This is a genomic window from Streptomyces liangshanensis (assembly GCF_011694815.1).
GTDB classification, from domain to species: domain Bacteria; phylum Actinomycetota; class Actinomycetes; order Streptomycetales; family Streptomycetaceae; genus Streptomyces; species Streptomyces liangshanensis.
Genome location: NZ_CP050177.1, coordinates 521,929 through 544,258 on the forward strand (window position 1 = coordinate 521,929; position 22,330 = coordinate 544,258).

The following is a 22,330-nucleotide window of genomic DNA, read 5'->3' on the forward strand; positions in this document are numbered from 1 at the left end:
AAGGGGTAAGCGCCTCAGGGCTTCAGGGACTGGAGGAGTTTGCGGGCCGGGGTCAGGGACCTGCCGCGGGCCGGGACCTGCGACCACGGGCGCGTCCTCGCCTGGTCCAGGACGTCCCGTACCGTCCAGCGCCTCGCCGTCACCCGCGGGTCCGCCAGCTGGTCCCAGCTGATGGGGGTGGCGACCGGGGCGCCCTCCCGCGCCCGTACGGAGAACGGCGCCACCGCCGTCTGGGCGTATCCGTTGCGCTGGATGTCCAGGTACAGGCGGCCGCCGCGCGCCCCGGTCCGTACCTCCGTGGTCAGGTGGTCGGGGTCGCGGGCGGCCAGTGTCCGGGCGACGTCGCCGGCGAAGGCGCGCACCTCGTCGAAGCCGCTGCGGCCGTCCAGCGGGACGATCACGTGCAGTCCTCGGGAGCCGGTCGTCAACAGGGCGCTGGGCAGCCGCAGTTCGCCGAGGAGTTCGCCGAGCTGGGTGGCCGCGCGCCGGACGGGCTCGAAGGTGTCCTCCGCCGGGTCGAGGTCGAAGACCAGCCGGTCGGGGGCGTCGGGACGGTCGGCGCGGGACTGCCAGCGGTGGAAGGTCAGGCACGCCTGGTCGGCGAGGAAGACCAGGGTGGCGGTGTTGTCGCAGACGGGGTGGGTGACCGTCCCGCCCTTCTTGGCCAGTTCGGCCCTGCGCACCCACTCCGGATAGCCGTCCGGGGTGTTCTTCTGCATGAAGCGGGGGCCGTCGAGCCCGTCCGGGTGCCGCTCCAGCATGAGCGGCCTGCCCTTCAACTCCGGCAGCATGTACGGCGCGACGGACCGGTAGTACTCCACCAGATCGGCCTTCGTCAGGCCCGTGTCGTCGCCGGTGGCGGGGAACAGCACCTTCGCCGGGCGATGGATCGGTACGGTCCTGTTCCCCGCCCGTACGGAATCCGTCGCCCCCGAGTCCGTCGCCCCGGCGCCCTTCACCCCGACCACGTCCATTCCTCGACCTCCGGCAGGTCCGTGCCGTGTTCGCGGATCCAGGCGTGGTGCCTGGTCCGTACGTCCGCCATGGACTGGCGTACGGCGGCGGCGCGCACCGCCAGTCCCGGGACGCGGTCGATGACGTCCATGACCAGCCGGTACCGGTCGAGGTCGTTGCGTACCACCATGTCGAAGGGCGTGGTGGTCGTGCCCTCCTCCTTGTAGCCGCGCACGTGGAGGTTGGCGTGGCCGGTACGGCGGTAGGCGAGGCGGTGGATCAGCCAGGGGTAGCCGTGGTACGCGAAGATCACCGGCCGGTCGGTGGTGAACACCGCGTCGTACTCGGAGTCCGTCATCCCGTGCGGATGCTCGGTGTTGGGCAGCAGCCGGGCCATGTCGACCACGTTGACGACCCGCACGGTCAGCTCCGGCAGGTGCTGCCGCAGCAGGTCGGCGGCGGCCAGCGTCTCCTGCGTCGGTACGTCCCCGGCGCAGGCGAGCACCACGTCCGGCTCGCCGGTGCCGTCCTCCGTACCGGCCCACGGCCAGACCCCCGCGCCGCGCGCGCAGTGGGCGTTGGCCTCCTCCAGGGTGAGCCAGTCGAAGCTGGGCTGCTTGCCGGCGACGATGACGTTGACGTAGTCGCGGCTGCGCAGGGCGTGATCGGCCACGGAAAGCAGGGTGTTGGCGTCCGGCGGCAGGTAGACCCGTACCACTTCGGGGCTCTTGCTGAGGACGTGGTCGACGAAGCCGGGGTCCTGGTGGGAGAAGCCGTTGTGGTCCTGGCGCCAGACGTGCGACGTGAGCAGGTAGTTGAGGGACGCGACGGGGCGGCGCCAGGGCAGCCGGCGTGAGGTGCGCAGCCACTTGATGTGCTGGTTGACCATCGAGTCGACGATGTGCGCGAACGCCTCGTAGCTGGAGAACAGCCCGTGACGGCCCGTCAGGAGGTAGCCCTCCAGCCAGCCTTGGCACAGGTGCTCGGAGAGGACCTCCATCACCCGTCCGTCGTGCGCGAGGTTCTCGTCGGTGTCGAGCGTCCGCGCCTGCCAGGCCTTGCCGGTGGCCTCGTAGAGGGATTCGAGGCGGTTCGACGCGGTCTCGTCCGGACCGACGACCCGGAAGTTCCGGTGGGCGGCCGTGTCCTTCATGACGGCTCGGAGCAACCCGCCCAGGATCTTGGTGGGTTCGTGGAGCACGGTGCCGGGCTTGTCGACCCGTACCGCGTGTTCCTCCAGCGCCGGGATCGGCAACTCCCTCAGCAGCAGGCCTCCGTTGGCGTGCGGAGTGGCGCCGAGCCGCCGGGTGCCCTCCGGTACGAACTCCAGTACCTCGGGGCGGGGCGCGCCCGTCGCGTCGAACAGTTCCTCCGGGCGGTACGAGCGCAGCCACGCCTCCAGTTGGGCGAGGTGGGCCGGGTCGGTGCGGACGCCGGCGAGGGGGACCTGGTGCGCGCGCCACGTCCCCTCCACCGGCAGCCCGTCGACCTCGCGGGGCCCGGTCCAGCCCTTGGGCGTGCGGAGCACGATCATGGGCCAGCGGGGGCGCTCGGTGGAGCCGTTCTCGCGCGCGTCCCGCTGGATGTGGGCGATGCGGTCCAGGGCGCGGTCCATCGCCTCGGCCATGGCGCGGTGGACGGCGAGGGGCTCGTCACCGCCGACGTGGATCGGCTCGTGGCCGTATCCGCGCATCAGCTCGTCGAGTTCGGCCTCGGGGACGCGGGCGAGCACGGTGGGGTTGGCGATCTTGTAGCCGTTGAGGTGCAGGATCGGCAGGACGGCCCCGTCGTGGACGGGGTCCAGGAACTTGTTGGAGTGCCACGACCCGGCCAGCGGCCCGGTCTCCGCCTCGCCGTCGCCGATGACGCACGCGACCAACAGCTCCGGGTTGTCGAAGGCGGCTCCGTACGCGTGCGCCAGCGAGTACCCCAGCTCGCCGCCCTCGTGGATCGAGCCGGGCGTCTCCGGGGCCACATGGCTCGGCACCCCGCCGGGGAAGGAGAACTGCCGGAACAGCCGGTCCATGCCCGCCCGGTCCCGGCTCACGTCGGGGTACGTCTCCGAGTACGTGCCCTCCAGCCACGAGTTGGCCAGGACGGCGGGCCCGCCGTGCCCGGGACCCCACACGCACAGCGCCGACAGGTCCCGGTCCCTGATCACCCGGTTGAGGTGGGTGTGGACCAGGTTCAGCCCCGGGGACGTGCCCCAGTGCCCCAGCAGCCGCGGCTTGATGTGCTCGGGCGCCAGCGGCTCCTGGAGCAGGGGGTTGCCCATCAGGTAGATCTGCCCCACCGCGAGGTAGTTGGCCGCCCGCCAGTGCGCGTCGAGGGCCGCCACCTCCGCGGTGGTGGGAGCGGTGGGGCCCGCCCCGGTGGTCGCCTTGCGGAGCATGCTCGTTCTCCCTCGTCTCCCCGGCCGTGGAACCAGGGGTTCGCTTCCGGATCGGGCCCCTCGCACCCATCAGGCCATCAGGCCGAGTGCCACACCGTGGTGATGTTGCAGAACTCGCGGATCCCGTGGCCCGACAGCTCACGCCCGTACCCGGAGCGCTTCACACCGCCGAACGGCAGGGCCGGGTGCGAGGCGGTCATGCCGTTGAAGAAGACACCGCCCGCCTCCAGGTCCCGTTCGAAGCGGTCCACCTCGGCCGCGTCCTCGGTCCAGACGTTCGAACTGAGCCCGAACGGGGTGTCGTTGGCGAGCGCCACGGCCTCGTCCAGGTCCGACACCCGGTAGAGGGTGGCGACCGGGCCGAACGTCTCCTCGTGGTGGATCCGCATCGCCGCCGTGATGTCGGCGAGGACCGTCGGGGCGTAGAACCACCCGCCCTCGACCTCCGCCGGGCGCTGCCCCCCGCACAGGGCGGTCGCGCCCCGGCGCAGGGCGTCCTCGACCAGTTCCTCCAGGTCGGCGCGGCCCTGCTCGGTGGCGAGCGGTCCGACGTCGGTGGACTCGTCCAGCGGGTCCCCGACGGTCAGGTCGCGCATCCCGGCGGTGAAGCGGGCGGCGAAGGCGTCGTAGACGTCCTCGTGGACGATGAAGCGTTTCGCGGCGATGCAGGACTGGCCGTTGTTCTGCACCCGGGCGGTCACCGCCGTCCTCGCGGCCCGCTCGATGTCCGCCGACGGCATGACGATGTACGGGTCGCTGCCGCCCAGCTCCAGGACCGTGTGCTTGACCTCGTCACCCGCGACGGCGGCGACGGCGCGGCCCGCCGGCTCGCTGCCGGTGAGGGTCGCGGCGGCCACCCGGGGGTCGCGCAGGATGTCCTCGATCGCGCCGGAGCCGACCAGCAGCGTCTGGAAGCAGCCGGTGGGGAAGCCGGCCCTGCTGAACAGGTCCTCCAGGTACAGCGCGGTCTGCGGGACGTTCGAGGCGTGCTTGAGGAGGCCGACGTTGCCCGCCATGAGGGCCGGCGCGGCGAACCGTACGACCTGCCAGAGCGGGAAGTTCCACGGCATCACCGCGAGCACCACGCCGAGCGGGCGGTAGCGGACGTGGGCGCGGGACGCGCCGGAGTCCTTCACGTCGGCGTCGGACGGGTGCTCGTCGGCGAGCAGTTCCGGGGCGCGCTCCGCGTACCACCGCATCGACTTCGCGCACTTGAGCGCCTCCGCGCGGGCCGCCGCGACCGGCTTGCCCATCTCGGTCGTCATGGTGCGGGCGATGTCGGGCGCGTCCTGCTCCAGCAGGTCGGCGGCGCGGTTCAGGAGCCGGGCGCGTTCGTCGAATCCGGTCAGCCGGTACTGCCGGAAGGCGGCGTGGGCGGTGGCGAGACGCTGCTCGATCTCCTCGGCCCCCAGAGCGTCGAAGGTCTTGAGCGTCTCTCCGCTGGCGGGATTCACCGTCGCGATGGGCATGGGCGATTCCTCCTAGATTCGACAGTCCGACCCTTCCGCGACCTGCCCGCGCCCGCAACACGGGCCGCGGCGCCGCGCCGGGCGCGGGGCGGGCTCAGGGGCGGCGGGAGCGGCCGGGGCCCGACGGCTGGGTATTGCGGGCCGGGGCCACCTGGGGCATCCGGCGCCGGTCGCTCCTGCGCCGCAGCCGGCGCCGCTCCTCCTCGTCCGTACCGCCCCACACGCCGGAGGTACGGCCGGTCTCCAGCGCCCATTCGAGGCACTCGCGCTCGACGGGGCAGCGGTGGCAGACCTCCTTGGCGCGCCGGGCCTGTTCGGCGGCGGGGCCGGACTCCCCCACCGGGAAGAACAGCTCGGGGTCGGCGTCGACACAGGCCGCGTGTCGCAACCACGCCCAGGTGTCCGTATCGGGGCCGAGGCTCAGGTGTTCCGTGGGCAGCCGCACAGTCGCTCGTTCCTTTCGCTCGGTGGGGGTCTCTCTGTCTTCGCGTACCCCTCACCGCGCTGCGAAACGGAGACAGTGCTTCTGTTTCCGGATCAGGGCTTCGGTTTCCGGATCAGGGTGGTGGTCTCCGCGTGGAAACGCGGCTCAGGACGACCCGGGCGGTCCGCCCGGCACCTTGGCCAGCTCGGGGGACGACGATTCGAGCGGTACGGTCCAGGCCCTGACCAGGCCGAGCTGGACGCCCTGCCGCGGCAGGACCGCGTCGAGCAGCCAGTCGGCGGCGACGCGCACCCGGTTCCCCGGCATGGCGGCGAGGTGGTAGCCACGCGTCACGGCGCCCGCGAGGGGACCCGACAGGGGTACGCCGAGCGGGTTGGCCGCCGCCTTGACCCCGCCGAGGTCGACCACGAACCCCAGGTCGTGGTGGCTGTACGCCTCGGGCACGCCGTACCCGAGGGACGCGGCGACGTTGCGCCCCGCCACCTTCCCCTGGCGGCTCGCGTGCTGGGCCGTCATCGGGGTGTACTGCCCCGGCCTGGTCAGGTCGGGTACGGCGGCGGCGTCGCCGCACGCGAACACCTCGGGATGCCCCGGCACGTTGAGCTGCGGGTCGACCACCAGGCGGCCCCGCTCGACGGCCAGTCCGACCCCGGACACCAGCGGGTCGGGGCGCACCCCCACGCACCACACCAGCGTGCGCGTCTCGACGAACTCGCCGGTGTCCAGGGTGACCCCGGCCGTGGTGGCCTCCTTGACGGACGTCTTGGTCCGCACGTCCACACCGCGTTCGCGCAGGACGCGGCCGGCGGTGTCGGAGAGCCTGCGGTCGAGCTCCGGCAGGACCCGGGGCGCGACGTCCAGGAGCATCCAGCGCGGTTTCGCGGCCCGGCTCCACTTGCGCTGCTTGCTCATCAGGGCGTCCGTGAAGAGCTTGCCCTGGGCGGCGACCTCGGTACCGGTGTACCCGGCGCCGACCACGACGAAGGTCGAGCGGGCCGCCGCCTCCGCCGGGTCGGCGGTCGTCGCGGCCAGCTCGATCTGGCGGGTGATGTGGTCGCGCAGGTAGAGCGCTTCCGGCAGGCCCCGGAAGCCGTGCGCGTGCTCGGCGACACCGGGGATGGGCAGCAGCTTGTTCACACTGCCCACGGCGAGGACGAGCCGGTCGTACGGCAGCTCTCCCCGCTCGCCCTCCGGGCCGGTGTACCGGACCGTGCGGGCCTCCAGGTCCACGTGGTCGGCCTCGCCCAGGACGAGCCGCACCCGTGGCAGCGTGCCGGTGAGGGAGACCGTCACCCGGCGGGCCTCCAGGATGCCCGCGGCCACCTGGGGCAACAGCGGGAGGTAGAGGAAGTAGTCGGTGGGGTTCAGCAGGACGATGTCGGCGGCGCCCCGCACCTTGCGGCAGAGGGTGCGGGCGGCCTCGTAACCGGCGAACCCGGCTCCGACGATGACAATGCGTTCTCGGCTCACGTTCGACTCCGGACAGTCACATATCGGGTCGTACCGTCGGAACCGTCACGTGCCCGCCACCGGCGCCGACAAACACCGCGGGCGTCGCGGGACCCCTTCCCGGGGGCCGCTACAGGGCCTTTCACCTGCCGTTTGACACGGCGGTGATTGGTGGGAAGGTGGGGACAAGGACCGGCGTGGACGCCGACGGCGGTCCCGGCCGCCGCATCGGGCGGGGCGGGACGCACGTCAGGTGAAGGTGTCACGCCCAGTGCCGCTTGCCGAGGCTTCCGAGGGGTACGGGCACGGGGTCCCTGCCCGCCGGACAGGGACCGGATGTCCCCAGGGACGGCTACGGAGTGAGGGAGGCCGACGTGAGCGGCGACGGAGGCGAGAGCATGGGCGACGAGGTGTACCAGCCCAACCATGACGACGGTGACGGCGTGTTCGAGGACGAGGGCATCCTCGACCCCGAGGACACCTTGGTGGACCGCGGGTCCGACCCCTTCGACGAGGGCTGGTCGCCGCCCGAGCGGCCGCTCGGTGTGGAACACACCGGGACGACCGCCGCGGAACAGGTCGCGGGCGAGTCACTGGACGAGCGCCTCGCGGAGGAGATCCCGGAGCGCGCCGTCCCGTTCGGGGACGGCATCGGTGATCTGGCCTACGGCGAGGGCGAGTTGGTGGACGACGAGGTAGGTGACGACCGGTCGGGGCGCTTGGTGGCGCCGGACGAGGGCGCCCACGCGGATGCCGAGAAGGACATGATCGCGAGCGATGTCGGCATCGACGGCGCGGCCGCCTCGGCGGAGGAGGCCGCGGTGCACCTGGTGGCGGAGGACGACGAGGCCGACGCGTACGAGTAGGACCCTGGGGACGCGTACGAGACCCGCCCGGGACACGTACGGATAAGACCAGGGCGCGTACGAGTGAGGCCCGCCCGGGCCTCAGGCCACCGCGTCCGCGAGGGACTCCCGTGACGCGGCGGGCGCGCCGAACGGCAGCGGCCGCGGGTCCGGCTCCCGGCGCAGCTCCGCCGTCCCGATGCCGCCGACCGGGGCGCGGGGCACGCGGAAGAGGTCCTGCGGGGACTCGACGCTCCGGGTGAACCAGACGACCTTGCCCTCGGCCGTGGGGCAGGTCCCCCAGCTGTCGCTGAGCGCGGCGACGCGCGCGAGCCCCCCGCCGCCGGCGGTGAGCAGCCGGGGCAGCCGGGGGCCGTTGTCCTCCACCGAGGCCGTGAGGTGGCGGCCGCGCCACCGCAGCTCCACCACGCAGGTGGCGGCCTCGCCGACGTGCCGGTGGACGTTGGCCATGAGTTCGTCGAGGCCCTGGCGGACGGGGTCGACGTGCAGGTCGAGTCCCCAGTGCCTCAGGTGGGCGGCGACGATGCGCCGCAGCTGGGAGACGCGTTCCGGGGAGGGGTGCAATTCCACCGCGTACCGCCGGCCGTCGAGCCGGTCGAGTGGAACTGTCATGTCGGGGCTCCTCACAGAGAGGCCCTCATGCTTCACCACGTTGTACCAACGACCCCCCGGGTACGAAGCGTGAGCGGCGATCACTTCTGGGTCACCACCAGATTGCGGCCGGGGCGCCGGACGCGCAACACGAACGGGGGGCGGCCGTACGGGAAGAGGAGCGCGGCGTACGGGAGCGGGGCAGGCCGCGGGGCCGGTCCCCGCGCACCCGCGAGGGCCGGCCGTGTGCGCCGGAAAGCGGCCCTGGGGCGGCCGACTACCTGCTCTCCAGGCGGAGTTGGACTTCCTCCTCCTGGTCCCCCGAGGCCGTGCCGACCATCCGTACGGCGAAGGCGGCGGTCAGCGCCCGGCGCAGGCTGTCCACGGCGGTGTAACCCCCCTGGAGGGTGGCGGTGACGGGCGCGGAGAGCCGGGCGGCGGCCGGCTCGTCCCGTACGTCGTCCGCGTCGAACGTGGCCGTCCACACGGCCGGCCTGCCGCCGGACGCCGCCTGTGGTACGTCGTCGGCCGGGCGGTCGGACCCGAACGCCGTCCTGAGCGCGGAGAACACCGTGTGCGCGTCGTTCTGGTCCTGTCCGCTGAGTGCCACGACGACCTGCGCCGCCGGCCGGTCCGCTGTCTTCACCTGGAATCGCCTCTCTCCGTCCGTGCCCCCCGCCCTCTTCACCCCGTACCCAGGTGTCCCCGCTCAACCGCCGAACGCGGGCACGAAGGTGGCGTTGAACGCCTTGAGGTCGCCGGGGTTCCGGCTCGTGATGAGCGTGTTGGGGCCCGAGGTACAGACGTGGACCTGTTCGTCGACCCAGGTGGCCCCCGCGTTGCGGAGGTCCGTGCGGAGGCTGGGCCAGGACGTCAGCGTCCTGCCGCGCAGGACACCGGCCTCCACGAGCGTCCACGAGGCGTGGCAGATCGCGGCCACGGGCTTGCCCGCGTCGAAGAAGCTCTTCGCGAACGCGACGGCGCCGGCGTCCGTGCGCAGGTCGTCCGCGTTGGCGACGCCGCCGGGCAGGACCAGTCCGTCGTAGTCGGCGGCGGAGGCCTCGGCGACGGTCAGGTCGACGGGGAAGGACGCCGCCTTGTCGAGGTGGTCGAACGACTGGATCTCGCCGGGTTCCGTCGAGATGAGCACCCGCTCGCCGCCCGCGTCGCCGACGGCCTGCCAGGGTTCGGTGAGCTCCACCCGTTCCACGCCTTCGGGAGCCACCAGGAATGCCACACGCATGGGATACACGTCCCTTCGTCTTCAGCGGAGCGATGTGTCGCGCCTGCCCGCAGGCGCTCTCCTCACACAGGAGGCGCGGGCAGGCGCGGGGAACAGTCCCTCTGTCGAGTCTGGTGGACGCGGAGCGATCAGGCGCGTCGAGCGGCGGGCCGCGCCGAGGGGGCCGTGCGGTGGCCGGGCTGGAACGGCGGGAGGGCGGCGGCGGAGGGCCTGCGGGTGCCGTACGGGCCCGCGGACTGGGCCGGGAGCGGGAGGACGGGCAGGGGGCCGGGCACGGTGACGGGGACCGTCACGGGAGCGGTGGCCGGGGCCGTGGCCGGGGCGGCCAGCTGCGGGTCGACGGTGAGGGCGGTGACGCCGAGCGGCTCGGTGAGGTCGCGCACGGCGTGTTCCGAGAGCCTGATCCAGGACTGCTGGGGGCCCAGTGTCGCGGCGAGTCCGTTCGCGGTGGTGAAGGCCACCGCCGTCCTGGCACCGAGGGCGGTACGGAAGAGGCGGACGCTGAAGCCCGCCGGTCCCGGCCGGACCGGGACGAACAACGTTCCGGCCGGGGCCGGATGTGAAGGCTCCGGATCCTCGCTGTTCTGATGCTCCGACATGGTGTCGCTCCTGAGGACAGAATGACTGCCCCGGTCCGCGGGTCGCGAGCGGGGCATACCAGCGATGGTATGCCCGTACGGCACGCTCCGGTCCCGGGCGCTGACGCGTCCTTGATCCACCGCGCCCTTCCCCTGACGCGCGCTTGACGGACGCGGGGTCACTCCGGGCGGCGTGAGACCCGCGCCTCGACCCTGCCGCGCTCGACGGGACCGCCGCAGTGGCGGCACACGTGGTCGATGTCCAGCTCGTGCCCGCACTCGTGCAGGAGCGTCAACGCCGGCTCGTCCACGGCCCACTTGTCACCCCACCGGAAGAGCGAGAGCAGCACCGGGTACAGCTCCCGGCCCGCCTCGGTGAGGTGGTACTCGTAGCGCGGCGGATGCTCGCTGTACCGGCGCCGCTCGATCACGCCCACGGCTTCGAGCTTGCGCAGGCGGTCGGCCAGGATGTCGCGGGAGGCGCCGGTGTAGCCGGCGATGCGTCCGAAGCGGTGGACGCCGTATCCCATCTCGCGGATGGCCAGCAGCGACCAGCGCTCCCCGAGGACGTCCAGCGAGGCGGCGAGCGAGCAGGGCCGTACCCCGAGGGGGTGGCGCGCCATCACGGACAGGTCGACGACCGTCTCCCCGGCGGCCGCGGTCTCCGCGCCGCCCGTCCCGTTCCCGGGCCCCTGTCCCGGCCCCGGCCCTTCCTTCGTCTCCATGCGCCCACCATAACCGGTGGTTGGTTGTCTTTTCCAACCGACCGCTGTTAGCGTCCACCAGGTAAGTTGGAAATCACAACAGACTCTGTGAGGGTCCTCCATGTCCACTCCCCCGTCCGTCACCGACGAGCCGGCCGAGGCGAAACGCCATGCCCTGCGGGTGCTGGCCCTGGGCAGCCTCGGCGTGTTCGTGGTCTTCCTCGACACGACGATCGTGAACGTCGCCTTCGAGACGATCAGCCGCAGCTTCGACACCACGACCGGACACCTCGCGTGGGTCCTCAACGCCTACAGCCTGGTCTTCGCGGCCATGCTGATCCCGGCGGGACGCCTGGCCGACCGGTACGGACGCAAACGGGTCTTCCTCATAGGGCTCGCCGGGTTCGCCGCGATGAGCGCCCTGTGCGGTCTCGCGCCGAACGCCGGCTTCCTGATCGCCGCCCGGGCACTCCAGGCCGTCTTCGCGGCACTGGTGGTCCCGACGTCGATCGCGCTGATCCTGCCCGAGTTCCCCGCCGCCCGGCGGCACGTGGCGGTCGGCACCTGGGGCGCGATGGGCGCGGCCGCGGCCGCCCTCGGCCCCACCATCGGCGCGCTCCTCACCGAGTACGCGTCCTGGCGGTGGATCTTCCTGGTGAACGTGCCGATCTGCGCCGTCATGATCTTCTTCGGGGCCCGGCTGCTGCGCGAGTCCCGCGACCCGCAGGCCTCCGGCATCCCGGACCCGATCGGCGTGGTGCTGGTCGCGGCCGTCCCCGCGCTGCTCAGCTACGCCATCATCGAGGGACCGTCCCGGGGCTGGTCCGACCCCTGGGTGATCGCGGGCTTCGTCCTGGCGGCGGCCCTGCTGCCGGTCTTCGTCCGGCGCTCCGCCACCGCGGCGCGGCCGGTGATGGACCTGGCGCTCTTCAAGGTCAGGCAGTTCCGCCTGGTCAACGCGGCGACCCTGCTGTTCGCCACCGCGTTCTACGGCATGCTGCTCAGCAACATCATCTTCCTCCAGACCGAGTGGCACTACTCGGTGCTGCGGGCCGCGCTGGCCAGCACCCCGGGGCCGCTGGTCGTCACCCTGATCGCCCGTCCCGCCAGCAAGCTGGCCGACTCGATCGGGTACCGGCCCGTGCTGCTCGCCGGCGCCGTCAGCTGGGCCGCCGCCGCGGCCACCTTCGCGCTCGCCGTCACCTCGTCGCCCCACTGGGCCACGCACTGGCTGCCGGCCAGCGTGCTCCTGGGGATCGGCATCGGCCTGACCCTCCCGGTGCAGTCCGGGGCGGCCGTCGCCTCGCTCCCCCCGGCGCGGTACGGGCTCGGCTCGGCGGTCAACGCCAGCTTCCGCCAGCTCGGGGCGGTCCTCGGGATCAGTGTGTTCGTCGCCGTCCTCGGCACCCCGGGCGCGGACACGGCCGTCGGCGCCTTCCACCGGGTCTGGTGGGTGTTCGCCGCCATCGGGCTGGCGGCCGGCGCGGTCCTGCTCGCCCCCCGGCTCGGGCGCGGCGGGTCCGCCGAGGAGGCCCCGGCGGAGCCCGTACCCGCCGGGGCGCGCTGAACGGCGGCCGCGACGCCGAACGCGGCCGTCAGCTGCCGGACTTGGCGTCCTTCCGCCGGTCCGGCAGCGCGGGCGCGTCGGACGCGGTGGCCGTACGGAGGCGTCCGGCCAGCGCCGCGCTCTGCCGGCGCAGCCGTTGCAGGGGGGTGGGCGGCAGCTCGCGGGCCGCGCCGCGCGCGTAGTACCGCTCGACGTAGAACTGCCCGGCGGACAGCACACTGGTGACGGCGATGTACCAGATGGTCGCGACCATCAGCAGGGGGATGACCTGGTAGGTGCGGTTGTAGATCAGCTGGACGGAGAACAGCAGGTCCTGGACCGCGAGGACGCTGACGATGCTGGTGCCCTTGAGGGTGCCGATGAGCATGTTGCCCGCGGTGGGGACGATCGAGCGCATCGCCTGCGGCACGACGATCCGACGCAGCACCCGCCACCGGCCGAGCCCGAGGGAGGCGGCGGCCTCGGTCTGGCCGGAGTCGACGGACAGGATGCCGCCGCGCACCACCTCGGCGGCGTACGCGGCCTCGTGCAGGGTGAGGCCGATCAGGGCGGTGAGGCTGGCGCCGAACAGGTTCACGGTCTTGACGGTCAGGAACTCGGGGCCGAAGGGGATGCCGAGGCCCAGGGTCGGGTAGAGGGCGCCGATGTTGAACCAGAACAGCAGCTGCACGAGCAGCGGTGTGGAGCGGAAGATCCACACGTAGCCCCAACTGATCGTGCGCAGCACGGGGTTGGCGGACAGGCGCAGGACGGCGAACACCGTGCCGATGAGGAAGCCGAGGACCATCACGGCCGCGGTGAGCCAGAGGGTGAGCAGCAGGCCGTCCAGGACGGCCGGGGTGGTGAAGTACTCGCCCACCACGGACCACTGGAACCGGCGGTTGCGTACGACGGAGTTGACGACCATGGCGAGGGCCAGCAGGGCCACGACGGCCGACAACCAGCGGCCGACGTGGCGGCGGGGCACGATGCGGGTGGGATCGTCGGCGGACGGGGGGACATCCGCGCGGTGCGGCGAGGAGGCGCCGGCCGCGGGCAGGACGTCGGGAGAGACGGACATGGAGGGGCTCCCACGGGAGAGGTGGTCGGCGGTGGCAAGCGGGTGTCATCACGCGCACCGCGTCCCTCAACACGGCTGTCACGTCACGGTGTTTCCACCGATCCGTCATCCCTTCGATCGTACGTGCGGAAACGGGAGGTCTGTCAAGAAGTGCTTCCGGGCCCGCCCACAGTGCGAACGCCGGTTGACTTCCCCGTACGCGCCATGCTCAATTGGCTCCATGCAGAAGCAGCTGCCGTTGGTCACCCGCGGACACATCGACTTCGGTCGAGTGTGGTCCGCCTCTTGTTGCGCCTGACCCGGCAGCGGGCCGCCTGACCGGCCCCTCCCTCCCTCGGTGACCCCTTCGCGGGCCGAGACTCCTCTCCTCACCGGGCGCGCGCTGCCGTCGACCCCGTCTTCGCCCTGACGCTCGTCACGCCTCGTCACGTCATCACGTCGTCGCGCCTGCCCGGTCCCACCCTGTCGGGTCTCTCCCTGCCCCGGTCCGCGTCCCGCGGCCCTGTGGCATGACCACGACCGGTCTCTCCCTCGTTTCCCCGTACGCCGTCGTACGCGTTCCTCCCCTTCCTCACCCTCTCCTGCGCGAAAGGCCCGCCATGCCTGTGGAGTTCCTCGGGATAGCCGCCACCCACGACGGTTCGGAGACACATCCGCGCTCCGGTGCCTCGTTCGACAAGGAATACACACTCAAGCTCGCACGGGCCCACGAGGACCACGGCTGGGACCGGGTGCTGTTCGCGTACGGGTCGGGCTCCCCCGACCCGGCGCCGGCCGCCGCGTACATCGCCGCCCGCCTGGACAAGCTCCAACTCCTGCTGGCGCACCGGCCGAACGTGTCGTACCCGACGTTCGCGGCGAAGACGTTCGCCACGCTGGACCGGATCAGTGACGGCCGCCTGACGGTCCATTTCATCACCGGCGGCAGCGACCGGGAGCAGGGGCGCGAGGGGGACACGCTCACCAAGGACCAGCGGTACTCCCGCACCCGCGAGTACATCGAGATCGTGAAGCGGATCTGGACCACGCACGAGCCCTTCGACCACGAGGGCGAGCATTACCGGTTCCACGACTTCGTCAGCGACGTCTTCCCGGTCCAACAGCCGCGGCCGAACGTCTCGTTCGGCGGCTCCTCCGACGCGGCCTACGCCGCCGGCGGGGCCGAGGCGGACATCTACTGCCTGTGGGGCGAGCCGCTGGAGAGGACCGCCGAGCAGATCGAGGCGGTGAAGGCCGCGGCGCGCGCCGCCGGCCGTACGACCCCGCCCCGGATCCAGGTCGCGTTCCGGCCGATCATCGCTCCCACCGAGGAGCTCGCCTGGGAGAAGGCTCACCGCACGGTGGCCGCCATCAACGCCCGCAAGGAGCAAGGGGGTTCCGTGGCCGGGCGCGGCCGGGGGGCTCCGGAGAACACCGGCTCGCGGCGGCTGCTCGCGATCGCGGAGGCGGGCGAGCGGTACGACCGCGCGCTGTGGACGCCGACCGCCGCCGCGACGGGCGGCGCGGGCAACTCCAACGCGCTGGTGGGCACACCGGAGACGGTCGCCCAGGCGCTGCTCGACTACTACGACCTCGGGGTGGACATCCTCTCCGCGCGCGGCTACGACCTGCTGGGCGACGCCGTCGACTTCGGCCGCCACGTGATCCCGCTGGTCCGCGAGGAGGTCGCCAAGCGGGACGCCGCGCGTGCGGCCCTGGCCGTGGACGGCGCCGAGGACGGCGCGCGCAGACCGGTGGGGGCCGGACGATGACCTCCGTGGCCGAGCCGGGCGGGCTGACCTGGGTCACGGCCGCCGTGACGGACCCGCTGGCCGGGCCGATGCTGCGCGAACTGGGCGACGAGTACTCCGCGCGGTACGGGAAGGACGCGCACGCCGAGATGGCGCGCTACCCGGCCGAGGAGTTCGACGCGCCGCACGGGGTGCTGCTGCTGTTGCTGGAGCGCGGCGAGGCGGTCGCCGGAGGCGCGTTCCGCCGCTACGACCCCGGCACGGCGGAGCTGAAGCGCATCTGGACCCACTCCGCCCACCGGCGGCGCGGGCTGGCCCGGCGGGTGGTCGCCGAGCTGGAGCGGGTGGCCGCCGAGCGCGGCTACCGGCGGGTCTACCTCACCACCGGGCCGCGCCAGCCCGAGGCCAAGGGCCTTTATCTGCGCACCGGTTACACACCGCTGTTCGACACGACGGCCGACCCCGAGACCGTCGGGCCGCTCCCGTTCGAGAAACACCTCGCTGCGTCGAGGGGAAAGAGATGACACCCGTGCGCGCTCAGGTATCCGCCGTCCTCGCCGCCGTTCTCCTGCTGCCCGCCCTGGCCGCCTGCGGATCGGACGGAACGTCCGGCAAGGAGCCGGCCGGCGCCGCGTCCGCCGCGCCCTCGGGCGACGTGGTCGCCGCGCTCAAGAAGGACGAGGCGCTGGCGAAGCTGCTGCCCGCCGACGTCCGCGAGCGGGGCACACTCAAGATCGCCTCGTCGGTGGGAGCCGCTCCCAGCGCCTACTTCCCGGACGCCACGGGGAAGAAGCCGGTCGGCCTGGACATCGACCTCGCCGACGGTGTCGCCAAGGTCCTCGGGCTGCGGCTGGAGCGGGAGGAGGCCAGCTTCGAGGCGATCCTGCCCGCGCTCGGCAGTGGCAAGTACGACGTGGGCACCGGCAACTTCGGTGTCACGGACGTGCGTCGCAAGACGATCGACTTCGTCACGTACATCAACGACGGACAGGGCTTCGCGGTCAGCAAGAACGACACGACCACCAAGGAGGTGACCCGGCTCGACCAGCTCTGCGGCAAGACCGTCGGGGTCGGGGCGGGCACCACCTTCGAGGCGACCCTCGACGCGAACAAGTCCGTCTGCGCGAAGGCGGGCGAGAAGCCGTACACGGTGAAGGTCTACTCGGACAACGGCGCCATCCTCACCAGCCTCCAGCAGGGCCGCATCGACATCGTGATGTCGACCATCAACGGGCTGCGCTACCAGGCGGCCCAGCCGGCGGCCGGCGTCAAGTTCCTCGGCGAGTTCCACCGGCTCGACGTGGGATTCGCCTTCAAGAAGGGCTCTCCGCTGCTCAAGGCGTTCCAGGGCGCGGTCGACGAACTGATCGCCGACGGCACGTACCAGAAGATCCTCCAGCGGTGGGGCACGCAGGACTCCGCCATCAAGACGTCCGAGATCAGTCCCCCCGAGAAGAAGTAGCGGCAGGAGCGCCCACCATGGAAACCGCAACCGGCACCGCGCAGGCCGCGCCGCCGACAGGAACACCCGTACCGCCGGGCCCCGCCCAGGACGGCGGGGAGCCGGCCACCCTCAAGGTGGTGCCCGCCCGCCACTACTGGCGCTGGGCCGCCGGGGTCGCCGCCCTCGTGGTCGTCGCCCAGTTCGTCCACGGCCTGGTCACCAACCCGGGCTGGGACTGGCACACCTTCTCGCTCTACCTGACGGCCGACAGTGTGCTCAAGGCCGTCTGGGTGACCCTCCAACTCACCGCGTACGGGACGGTGCTGGGCTTCGCGCTCGGGATCGTCCTGGCCTTCATGCGGCTGTCGCGCAGTGCGATCCTCCAGACGGTCGCCTGGACGTACATCTGGGCCTTCCGGTCCATCCCGCTGATCGTGCAACTGCTGTTCTGGTTCAACCTGGCCTATCTGTACAAGGAGTTGGGCGTCGGGATCCCCTTCGGTCCGGTGCTGTGGAGCTTCGACACACTGAACCTGGTGGGCGCCCTCTCGGCCGCCGTCATCGGCCTGGCGCTGCACCAGGCCGCGTACGCCGCCGAGATCGTCCGCGGCGGGATCATCTCCGTGGACGGCGGACAGCTGGAGGCGGCCGCCGCACTGGGCATCCCCCGGCTGCGGCAACTGCGCCGGATCCTGCTGCCGCAGGCGATGCGCGGGATCCTGCCCAACGCCGCCAACGAGGTCATCTCCCTGTTCAAGGGCACGTCGATCGTGTCCGTGATGGCCATCGGCGAACTCTTCTACCAGGTACAGGTGATCTACGGCCGCAACGGGCGGGTGGTGCCCCTGCTGATGGTCGCCACCGCCTGGTACATCCTGCTCACCACCCTGCTGTCCGTCGTCCAGTACTACGTGGAGCGGCACTTCGCGCGGGGCGCCGAGCGCACTCCCCCGCCCACCCCGCTCCAGCGCGCCCGCACGTTCGTCCACAAGCTGCGGGCCACCGCCGCCACCGGAGGTTTCCCGCGATGAGCCACACCGACAGCAAGAGCCAGGGCCCGGACACCGGGAGGGGCACGGCCGCGGTCGCCGAGCGGTCCGGCGGCGGTCTGATGGTCGACGTGCGCGGGGTCCACAAGAACTTCGGCACCCTCGAAGTGCTGCGCGGGGTGGACCTACAGGTCCGCACCGGCGAGGTCACCGTGGTGCTCGGGCCGTCCGGCTCGGGGAAGTCGACGCTGCTGCGCAGCATCAACCACCTGGAGAAGCTCAACAAGGGCTACATCAGCATCGACGGCGAGCTGATCGGTTACCGCAGGGCCGGCAACAAGCTGCACGAGCTGAAGGAGCGCGAGGTGCTCAAGCAGCGCCTCCACATCGGTTTCGTCTTCCAGAACTTCAACCTCTTCCCCCACCTCACCGTGGTGGAGAACATCATCGAGGCGCCCGTCTCGGCGCTGCGGGTCCCGCGCAAGCGGGCCCTCGAACAGGCCCGGGTGCTGCTGGAACGGGTCGGCCTCGCCGACAAGGCCGACGTCTACCCGCGCCAGTTGTCCGGTGGCCAGCAGCAGCGGGTCGCCATCGCCCGCGCCCTGGCGCTGGAGCCGAAGGTGCTGCTCTTCGACGAGCCCACCTCGGCGCTCGACCCCGAGCTGGTCGGCGAGGTCCTCGACGTCATCAAGGACCTGGCGCGGTCGGGCACCACCATGATCGTCGTCACCCATGAGATCGGCTTCGCCCGCGAGGTCGCCGACACCGTCGTCTTCATGGACGGCGGAGTGATCGTCGAGCAGGGGACGCCCGCGGAGGTGCTCGACCGGCCGCGGCACGAGCGCACCAAGGCGTTCCTCTCCAAGGTCCTCTGACTGCTTCGGTACGTCCCGGACCACAGCCCCCGTCCCCTTCTCTTTCCCGTCACCGTCCCCGTCAAGGAGCCCCTCGTGTCGCCCCGTCGCGCCTTCCGCCCCGCCGCCGCCCTGCTCGGCCTCGTCACCGCCCTGACCCTCACCGCCTGCGGCGACCCCGCCGACGACACCGTCAGCAACGCCGCCCCGGCCGCTAAGGGCGCCAAGAAGGCCGAGTTCGACCTGAGTCCGAACCAGAAGCGGATCACCACGCCCAAGGTCGACGCGGTCGCCGCCCTCCTGCCCGCCGCCATCCGCGAGCGCGGCACGCTGGAGGTCGTCAACTCGGCGGGCTCCGCGCCGCCCCTCGACTTCTACGCCACCGACGACAAGACCGTGATCGGCGTGGAGACCGACATCTCCGCGCTGATCGCGAACGTGCTGGGGCTCAAGCTGGAGTCCAACACGGTCGACTGGGCGAACATCTTCGTCGGGCTCGACAGCGGCAAGTACGACCTCGGCCTCAGCAACATCACCGTCACCGAGGAGCGCAAGGAGAAGTACGACTTCGCCACCTACCGGCTCGACAACCTCGCGTTCGAGGCCAAGAAGGGCGCGGGCTGGAAGGTCAACGGCCCCAAGGACGTGGCGGGCAGGACGATCGGGGTGAGCTCCGGCACCAACCAGGAGAAGCTGCTGGTGACCTGGAGCGAGGAGAACGTGAAGAACGGCCTCAAGCCCACGGACATCAAGTACTACCAGAACGCCACCGACTACTACCTGGCGCTGGGCTCCGGACGCCTGGACGCCTACCTCGGCCCGAACCCGGTCGCCGCGTACCACTCCGCCTCCACCGGCCAGACGGAGATCATCGGCACCTACTCCGGTGGCGGTGCCGACGTCCAGGGCAAGATCGCGGCCACCACGAAGAAGGACAACGGGCTGATCAAGGCGGTGCACGAAGCCCTCAACACCGTCATCAAGAACGGCACTTACGGGAAGGTCCTGAAGCGCTGGGGCCTGTCCAACGAGGCCGTGACGTCCTCGGAGCTGAACCCGCCCGGGCTGCCGAAGACCAACCAGTGACGACGAACGAAAAGGTGTGGACCCGGCCGGTGACCCACCGACCGGCGCGGACCGGCCGGTAGACGCCGGCCGGTCCACGCACCGGCCTGCTCAGCCCAACTGCCCCTTGCCCGTGCCCGGCGAACCCGCCGGACACGGGCATCGCGCGTGGTACTTGGCGGCGACGGCCGCCAGGTCCAGGTGCGCGCCGAAGGCGGGCAGCGCCGCCAGCCGGCGCGCGTAGTCCCACAGGCGCGGGTAGTGCGAGACACACCGCGCCGCCACGGTGTCCAGATGGGGCCGGTGCACGGTGTCCAGCTGCACCAGCGTCACCCACAGCTGGACGTCGGCGGCGGTCGGCGCGGCGCCACCGAGCACGAACTGCCGTCCTTCGAGGCGTTGTTCGAGGTCGTCCAGCGCGGCGAAGAGGGTGTGCAGGGCGCGGTCCCCGGCCTCGGGCCCGGTGGCGGGCCGCCCCGCGATCTCCGCGTTGCCACTGATGTCCCGGGCGCACAGCAGGGCGAGGGCCCCGATCTCGTCCTCGGAGCCGCGGGGGCGCAGTTCGGGCCCCGCGCCGCCGAACCGTACGGACAGGTCGTGCAGGATGTCGGGGACGTACGTGCTGACGATCCGGCCCGTCCAGCCGTCGCTGAGCACGGGGGCCGCGGCCGGGCCCGGGTAGTGGTGCGAGGTGGCCTCGTACAGCGGGAGCAGCGCCGCGTACCCGCCGCCGGGGGCGTCGGGCACGGCGGGGAGCAGGGTCACGGGGAGGGTGTCGCCGAGGTCGAGCAGGCTGTGGGTGACGGCGATCTCCAGACAGGTGGGACAGGCCGGTGCCAGGTACAGGCGGTAGCGGCGCGGCACGGCGTAGTGGCCGCTGCGGGCGTCGCACCCGATCCTGCCGCGGATGGAGGACTCGACTGCCGGTGAGGTGAGGGACATGCGTCTCCCTGCGTGGATGCGTACGGACGGACGGACGCTCACGACACGCACAGGGGCAGCGCGGACCACGGGCCCGGCGGGGCACACGGGCGCGGTGACGGGAGAGCGCGACGCGTGGTGCCGGCCGGAGGAGGGCGTGCCTGTGCGGTGTCAGCTCGGAGGATTACGCGGCGCTGCAGACACGCAACAGGTCGATGTGGCGACGGGAGGTCAGCAGGGGCAGCGACCGGGCCGTACCGGCCCCGCGATCGATGTCCAGCCCCGAACGACCCATTTGTCCCTACCCGTTCGCTAGATGCCCACGGTCGAGTGTCCGGCCGTACGGAGGCCTCGTCAAGGGTGCCCGCGCTCCTCGGCCGGGCCGTCTCGCATGGTGAGAGCGGGGGCGGTGACCGGTGTGCGGGGCGCGCCGGGTGTGGCGGGCGGTGTGCCGCGTGTGAACGGCGCCCGTGTTGTGTTTCCGCACGATGTCGGATTCGTGGCCAGACCGGCCGGGCGCTTCCGCGTGCCGCACGGCTCTCCCTATCGTCCGTCACCAGGCCGGGGATTCTCTCGTCCCGCCTCTCCTTCTCCTTTTCGCCTTCCCTCACCACCGCCGCCCGACCCGAAACCGTGCGAGGCAAGCAATGAGTCAGCCCGTCGACTCCGTCACCGCGGGGCACACCCCCGAGGACCACTCCCGCCAGGAGCCCGCCGCGGCCTGGTCGTTCGAGACCAAGCAGATCCACTCGGGCGCCGCGCCCGACCCGGCGACCGGCGCCCGCGCGACGCCGATCTACCAGACGACGTCGTTCGTCTTCAAGGACACCCAGCACGCCGCGGACCTCTTCGCGCTGGCCGAGCCGGGCAACATCTACACCCGGCTCCACAACCCGACCCAGGACGTCCTGGAGCAGCGGATCGCCGCGCTGGAGGGCGGGGTGGCCGCCGTCGCCCTCGCGTCGGGCCAGGCCGCCGAGACCCTCGCGATCCTCACGCTGGCGAGCGCCGGGGACCACATCGTCTCCAGCACGTCGCTGTACGGCGGCACGTACAACCTGCTGCGCCACACGCTTCCGCGCTTCGGCATCGAGGTGTCCTTCGTCGACGACCCGGACGACCTCGACGCCTGGCGCGCGGCCGTCCGCCCGAACACCAAGGCCCTGTTCGCCGAGACGCTGGGCAACCCGCGCGGCAACGTCCTGGACATCCGGGGCGTGGCCGACGCGGCGCACGACGCCGGGGTGCCGCTGATCGTCGACAACACCGTGCCGACGCCGTACCTGCTGCGTCCGCTGGAGCACGGCGCCGACATCGTGGTCCACTCGGCGACGAAGTTCCTCGGCGGGCACGGCACCACGATCGGCGGTGTGGTGGTCGACGGCGGTACGTTCGACTTCGGCGCGCACGCCGAGCGGTTCCCGGACTTCAGCGAGCCGGACCCCAGTTACCACGGCCTCCGGTACTGGCCGGCGCTCGGCCCCGGCGCCTTCGCGATCAAGCTCCGGGTGCAGTTGCTGCGCGACCTCGGCCCGGCGCTCTCGCCGCACTCCGCGTTCCTGCTGCTCCAGGGGGTGGAGACGCTCAGCCTGCGCGTCGAGCGCCACACGTCCAACGCGCTGGAGCTGGCGCGGTGGCTGGAGCAGCGCGACGAGGTCTCGGCCGTCCACTACCCGGGGCTGGAGTCGAACCGGTGGTACGAGGCCGGGCAGCGCTACCTGCCGAAGGGCGCCGGCGCGGTCCTCGCCTTCGAGCTGCGGGACGGGGTGGAGGCGGGCAAGCGGTTCGTGGACGGCGTGGAGCTGTTCAGCCACCTCGCCAACATCGGTGACGTGCGCAGTCTGATCATCCACCCGGCGTCGACCACGCACAGCCAGCTCGACGAGGCGCAGTTGGTGGCCACCGGCACCGCTCCCGGCCTGGTGCGGCTCTCGGTCGGCCTGGAGAACATCGACGACCTCAGGGCCGACCTGGAGGCGGGTTTCCGCGCCGCGAAGGCGGCGTCCTGA

The 22,330-nt window shown here is 72.0% G+C and carries 22 protein-coding genes; 9 read left to right on the forward strand and 13 right to left on the reverse strand.

Annotated features, from left to right (window positions below):
• Nucleotides 1-14: 14 nt before the first annotated feature.
• The 5 genes from ligD to HA039_RS02360 form a co-directional block, all read right to left on the reverse strand.
• Nucleotides 15-974 (reverse strand): non-homologous end-joining DNA ligase, encoded by a 960-nt coding sequence (gene ligD, locus HA039_RS02340; RefSeq protein ID WP_167022999.1) that lies wholly within the window; start codon nt 972-974, stop codon nt 15-17.
• Entirely contained in the window at nt 956-3,346 is a 2,391-nt protein-coding gene (locus tag HA039_RS02345) for a phosphoketolase family protein (RefSeq protein ID WP_167023001.1), read from the reverse strand. Before HA039_RS02345 ends, ligD begins: the two co-directional genes overlap by 19 nt.
• Nucleotides 3,347-3,423: 77 nt before the next feature.
• Nucleotides 3,424-4,815 (reverse strand): NADP-dependent succinic semialdehyde dehydrogenase, encoded by a 1,392-nt coding sequence (locus tag HA039_RS02350; protein ID WP_167023003.1) that lies wholly within the window; start codon nt 4,813-4,815, stop codon nt 3,424-3,426.
• A gap of 94 nt (nt 4,816-4,909) precedes the next feature.
• A complete protein-coding gene (locus HA039_RS02355) occupies nt 4,910-5,239 on the reverse strand; it encodes a WhiB family transcriptional regulator (protein ID WP_425086400.1) in 330 nt (109 codons plus the stop codon).
• A gap of 165 nt (nt 5,240-5,404) precedes the next feature.
• Nucleotides 5,405-6,730 carry an NAD(P)/FAD-dependent oxidoreductase gene (locus HA039_RS02360; RefSeq protein WP_167023005.1) on the reverse strand — a complete coding sequence of 442 codons (1,326 nt, stop codon included), beginning with the start codon at nt 6,728-6,730 and terminating at the stop codon, nt 5,405-5,407.
• 377 nt (nt 6,731-7,107) lie between these two features.
• On the opposite strand from HA039_RS02360, the gene HA039_RS02365 reads away from it, so the two are divergent.
• Nucleotides 7,108-7,575, forward strand: a complete 468-nt coding sequence (locus tag HA039_RS02365; protein ID WP_167036024.1) for a DUF5709 domain-containing protein — start codon at nt 7,108-7,110, stop codon at nt 7,573-7,575.
• 81 nt (nt 7,576-7,656) lie between these two features.
• Here HA039_RS02365 and HA039_RS02370 read toward each other — a convergent pair whose 3' ends face one another.
• The 5 genes from HA039_RS02370 to HA039_RS02390 all read right to left on the reverse strand — a co-directional run bounded on the left by HA039_RS02370 (nt 7,657) and on the right by HA039_RS02390 (nt 10,712).
• Entirely contained in the window at nt 7,657-8,187 is a 531-nt protein-coding gene (locus HA039_RS02370) for an ATP-binding protein (protein WP_167023007.1), read from the reverse strand.
• 256 nt (nt 8,188-8,443) lie between these two features.
• Nucleotides 8,444-8,812: a hypothetical protein gene (locus HA039_RS02375; protein ID WP_167023009.1), complete on the reverse strand. Its 369-nt coding sequence runs from the start codon at nt 8,810-8,812 to the stop codon at nt 8,444-8,446.
• Nucleotides 8,813-8,875: 63 nt separating this feature from the next.
• Nucleotides 8,876-9,409: a type 1 glutamine amidotransferase domain-containing protein gene (locus HA039_RS02380; RefSeq protein ID WP_167023011.1), complete on the reverse strand. Its 534-nt coding sequence runs from the start codon at nt 9,407-9,409 to the stop codon at nt 8,876-8,878.
• Nucleotides 9,410-9,537: 128 nt separating this feature from the next.
• On the reverse strand, nt 9,538-10,008 hold the full coding sequence (locus tag HA039_RS02385; RefSeq protein ID WP_208298519.1) for an SAV_915 family protein: 471 nt from the start codon (nt 10,006-10,008) through the stop codon (nt 9,538-9,540).
• Between the two features lie 158 nt (nt 10,009-10,166).
• Nucleotides 10,167-10,712, reverse strand: a complete 546-nt coding sequence (locus HA039_RS02390) for a winged helix-turn-helix transcriptional regulator (protein WP_243869050.1) — start codon at nt 10,710-10,712, stop codon at nt 10,167-10,169.
• Between the two features lie 100 nt (nt 10,713-10,812).
• Here HA039_RS02390 and HA039_RS02395 point away from each other — a divergent pair, with 100 nt between their 5' ends.
• A complete protein-coding gene (locus HA039_RS02395; protein ID WP_167023013.1) occupies nt 10,813-12,258 on the forward strand; it encodes an MFS transporter in 1,446 nt (481 codons plus the stop codon).
• 28 nt (nt 12,259-12,286) lie between these two features.
• Here HA039_RS02395 and HA039_RS02400 read toward each other — a convergent pair whose 3' ends face one another.
• On the reverse strand, nt 12,287-13,318 hold the full coding sequence (locus tag HA039_RS02400) for an amino acid ABC transporter permease (RefSeq protein WP_167023015.1): 1,032 nt from the start codon (nt 13,316-13,318) through the stop codon (nt 12,287-12,289).
• Nucleotides 13,319-13,917: 599 nt separating this feature from the next.
• Between HA039_RS02400 and HA039_RS02405 the strand changes: the two genes are divergently transcribed.
• The 6 genes from HA039_RS02405 (at nt 13,918) to HA039_RS02430 (ending at nt 19,421) form a co-directional block, all read left to right on the forward strand.
• Nucleotides 13,918-15,069: an LLM class flavin-dependent oxidoreductase gene (locus HA039_RS02405; protein ID WP_167023017.1), complete on the forward strand. Its 1,152-nt coding sequence runs from the start codon at nt 13,918-13,920 to the stop codon at nt 15,067-15,069.
• Entirely contained in the window at nt 15,066-15,572 is a 507-nt protein-coding gene (locus tag HA039_RS02410; RefSeq protein ID WP_167023020.1) for a GNAT family N-acetyltransferase, read from the forward strand. The genes HA039_RS02405 and HA039_RS02410 overlap by 4 nt, the downstream gene beginning before the upstream one ends.
• Nucleotides 15,569-16,510: an ABC transporter substrate-binding protein gene (locus tag HA039_RS02415; RefSeq protein ID WP_167023023.1), complete on the forward strand. Its 942-nt coding sequence runs from the start codon at nt 15,569-15,571 to the stop codon at nt 16,508-16,510. The genes HA039_RS02410 and HA039_RS02415 overlap by 4 nt, the downstream gene beginning before the upstream one ends.
• 17 nt (nt 16,511-16,527) lie before the next feature.
• A complete protein-coding gene (locus HA039_RS02420) occupies nt 16,528-17,523 on the forward strand; it encodes an amino acid ABC transporter permease (RefSeq protein WP_167023026.1) in 996 nt (331 codons plus the stop codon).
• An 80-nt stretch (nt 17,524-17,603) separates the two neighbouring features.
• Entirely contained in the window at nt 17,604-18,356 is a 753-nt protein-coding gene (locus HA039_RS02425) for an amino acid ABC transporter ATP-binding protein (protein ID WP_167036030.1), read from the forward strand.
• 75 nt (nt 18,357-18,431) lie between these two features.
• Nucleotides 18,432-19,421: an ABC transporter substrate-binding protein gene (locus HA039_RS02430; RefSeq protein WP_208298520.1), complete on the forward strand. Its 990-nt coding sequence runs from the start codon at nt 18,432-18,434 to the stop codon at nt 19,419-19,421.
• A 90-nt stretch (nt 19,422-19,511) separates the two neighbouring features.
• Here the strand turns inward: HA039_RS02430 and HA039_RS02435 are convergent, their stop codons facing one another.
• Both HA039_RS02435 and HA039_RS34475 read right to left on the reverse strand, forming a co-directional pair.
• A complete protein-coding gene (locus HA039_RS02435) occupies nt 19,512-20,342 on the reverse strand; it encodes a glutathione S-transferase C-terminal domain-containing protein (protein ID WP_167023028.1) in 831 nt (276 codons plus the stop codon).
• Between the two features lie 163 nt (nt 20,343-20,505).
• On the reverse strand, nt 20,506-20,616 hold the full coding sequence (locus HA039_RS34475; protein ID WP_327233060.1) for a putative leader peptide: 111 nt from the start codon (nt 20,614-20,616) through the stop codon (nt 20,506-20,508).
• A 352-nt stretch (nt 20,617-20,968) separates the two neighbouring features.
• On the opposite strand from HA039_RS34475, the gene HA039_RS02440 reads away from it, so the two are divergent.
• Nucleotides 20,969-22,330, forward strand: coding sequence for a bifunctional o-acetylhomoserine/o-acetylserine sulfhydrylase (locus HA039_RS02440; RefSeq protein ID WP_167023031.1), 1,362 nt, complete (start codon nt 20,969-20,971; stop codon nt 22,328-22,330).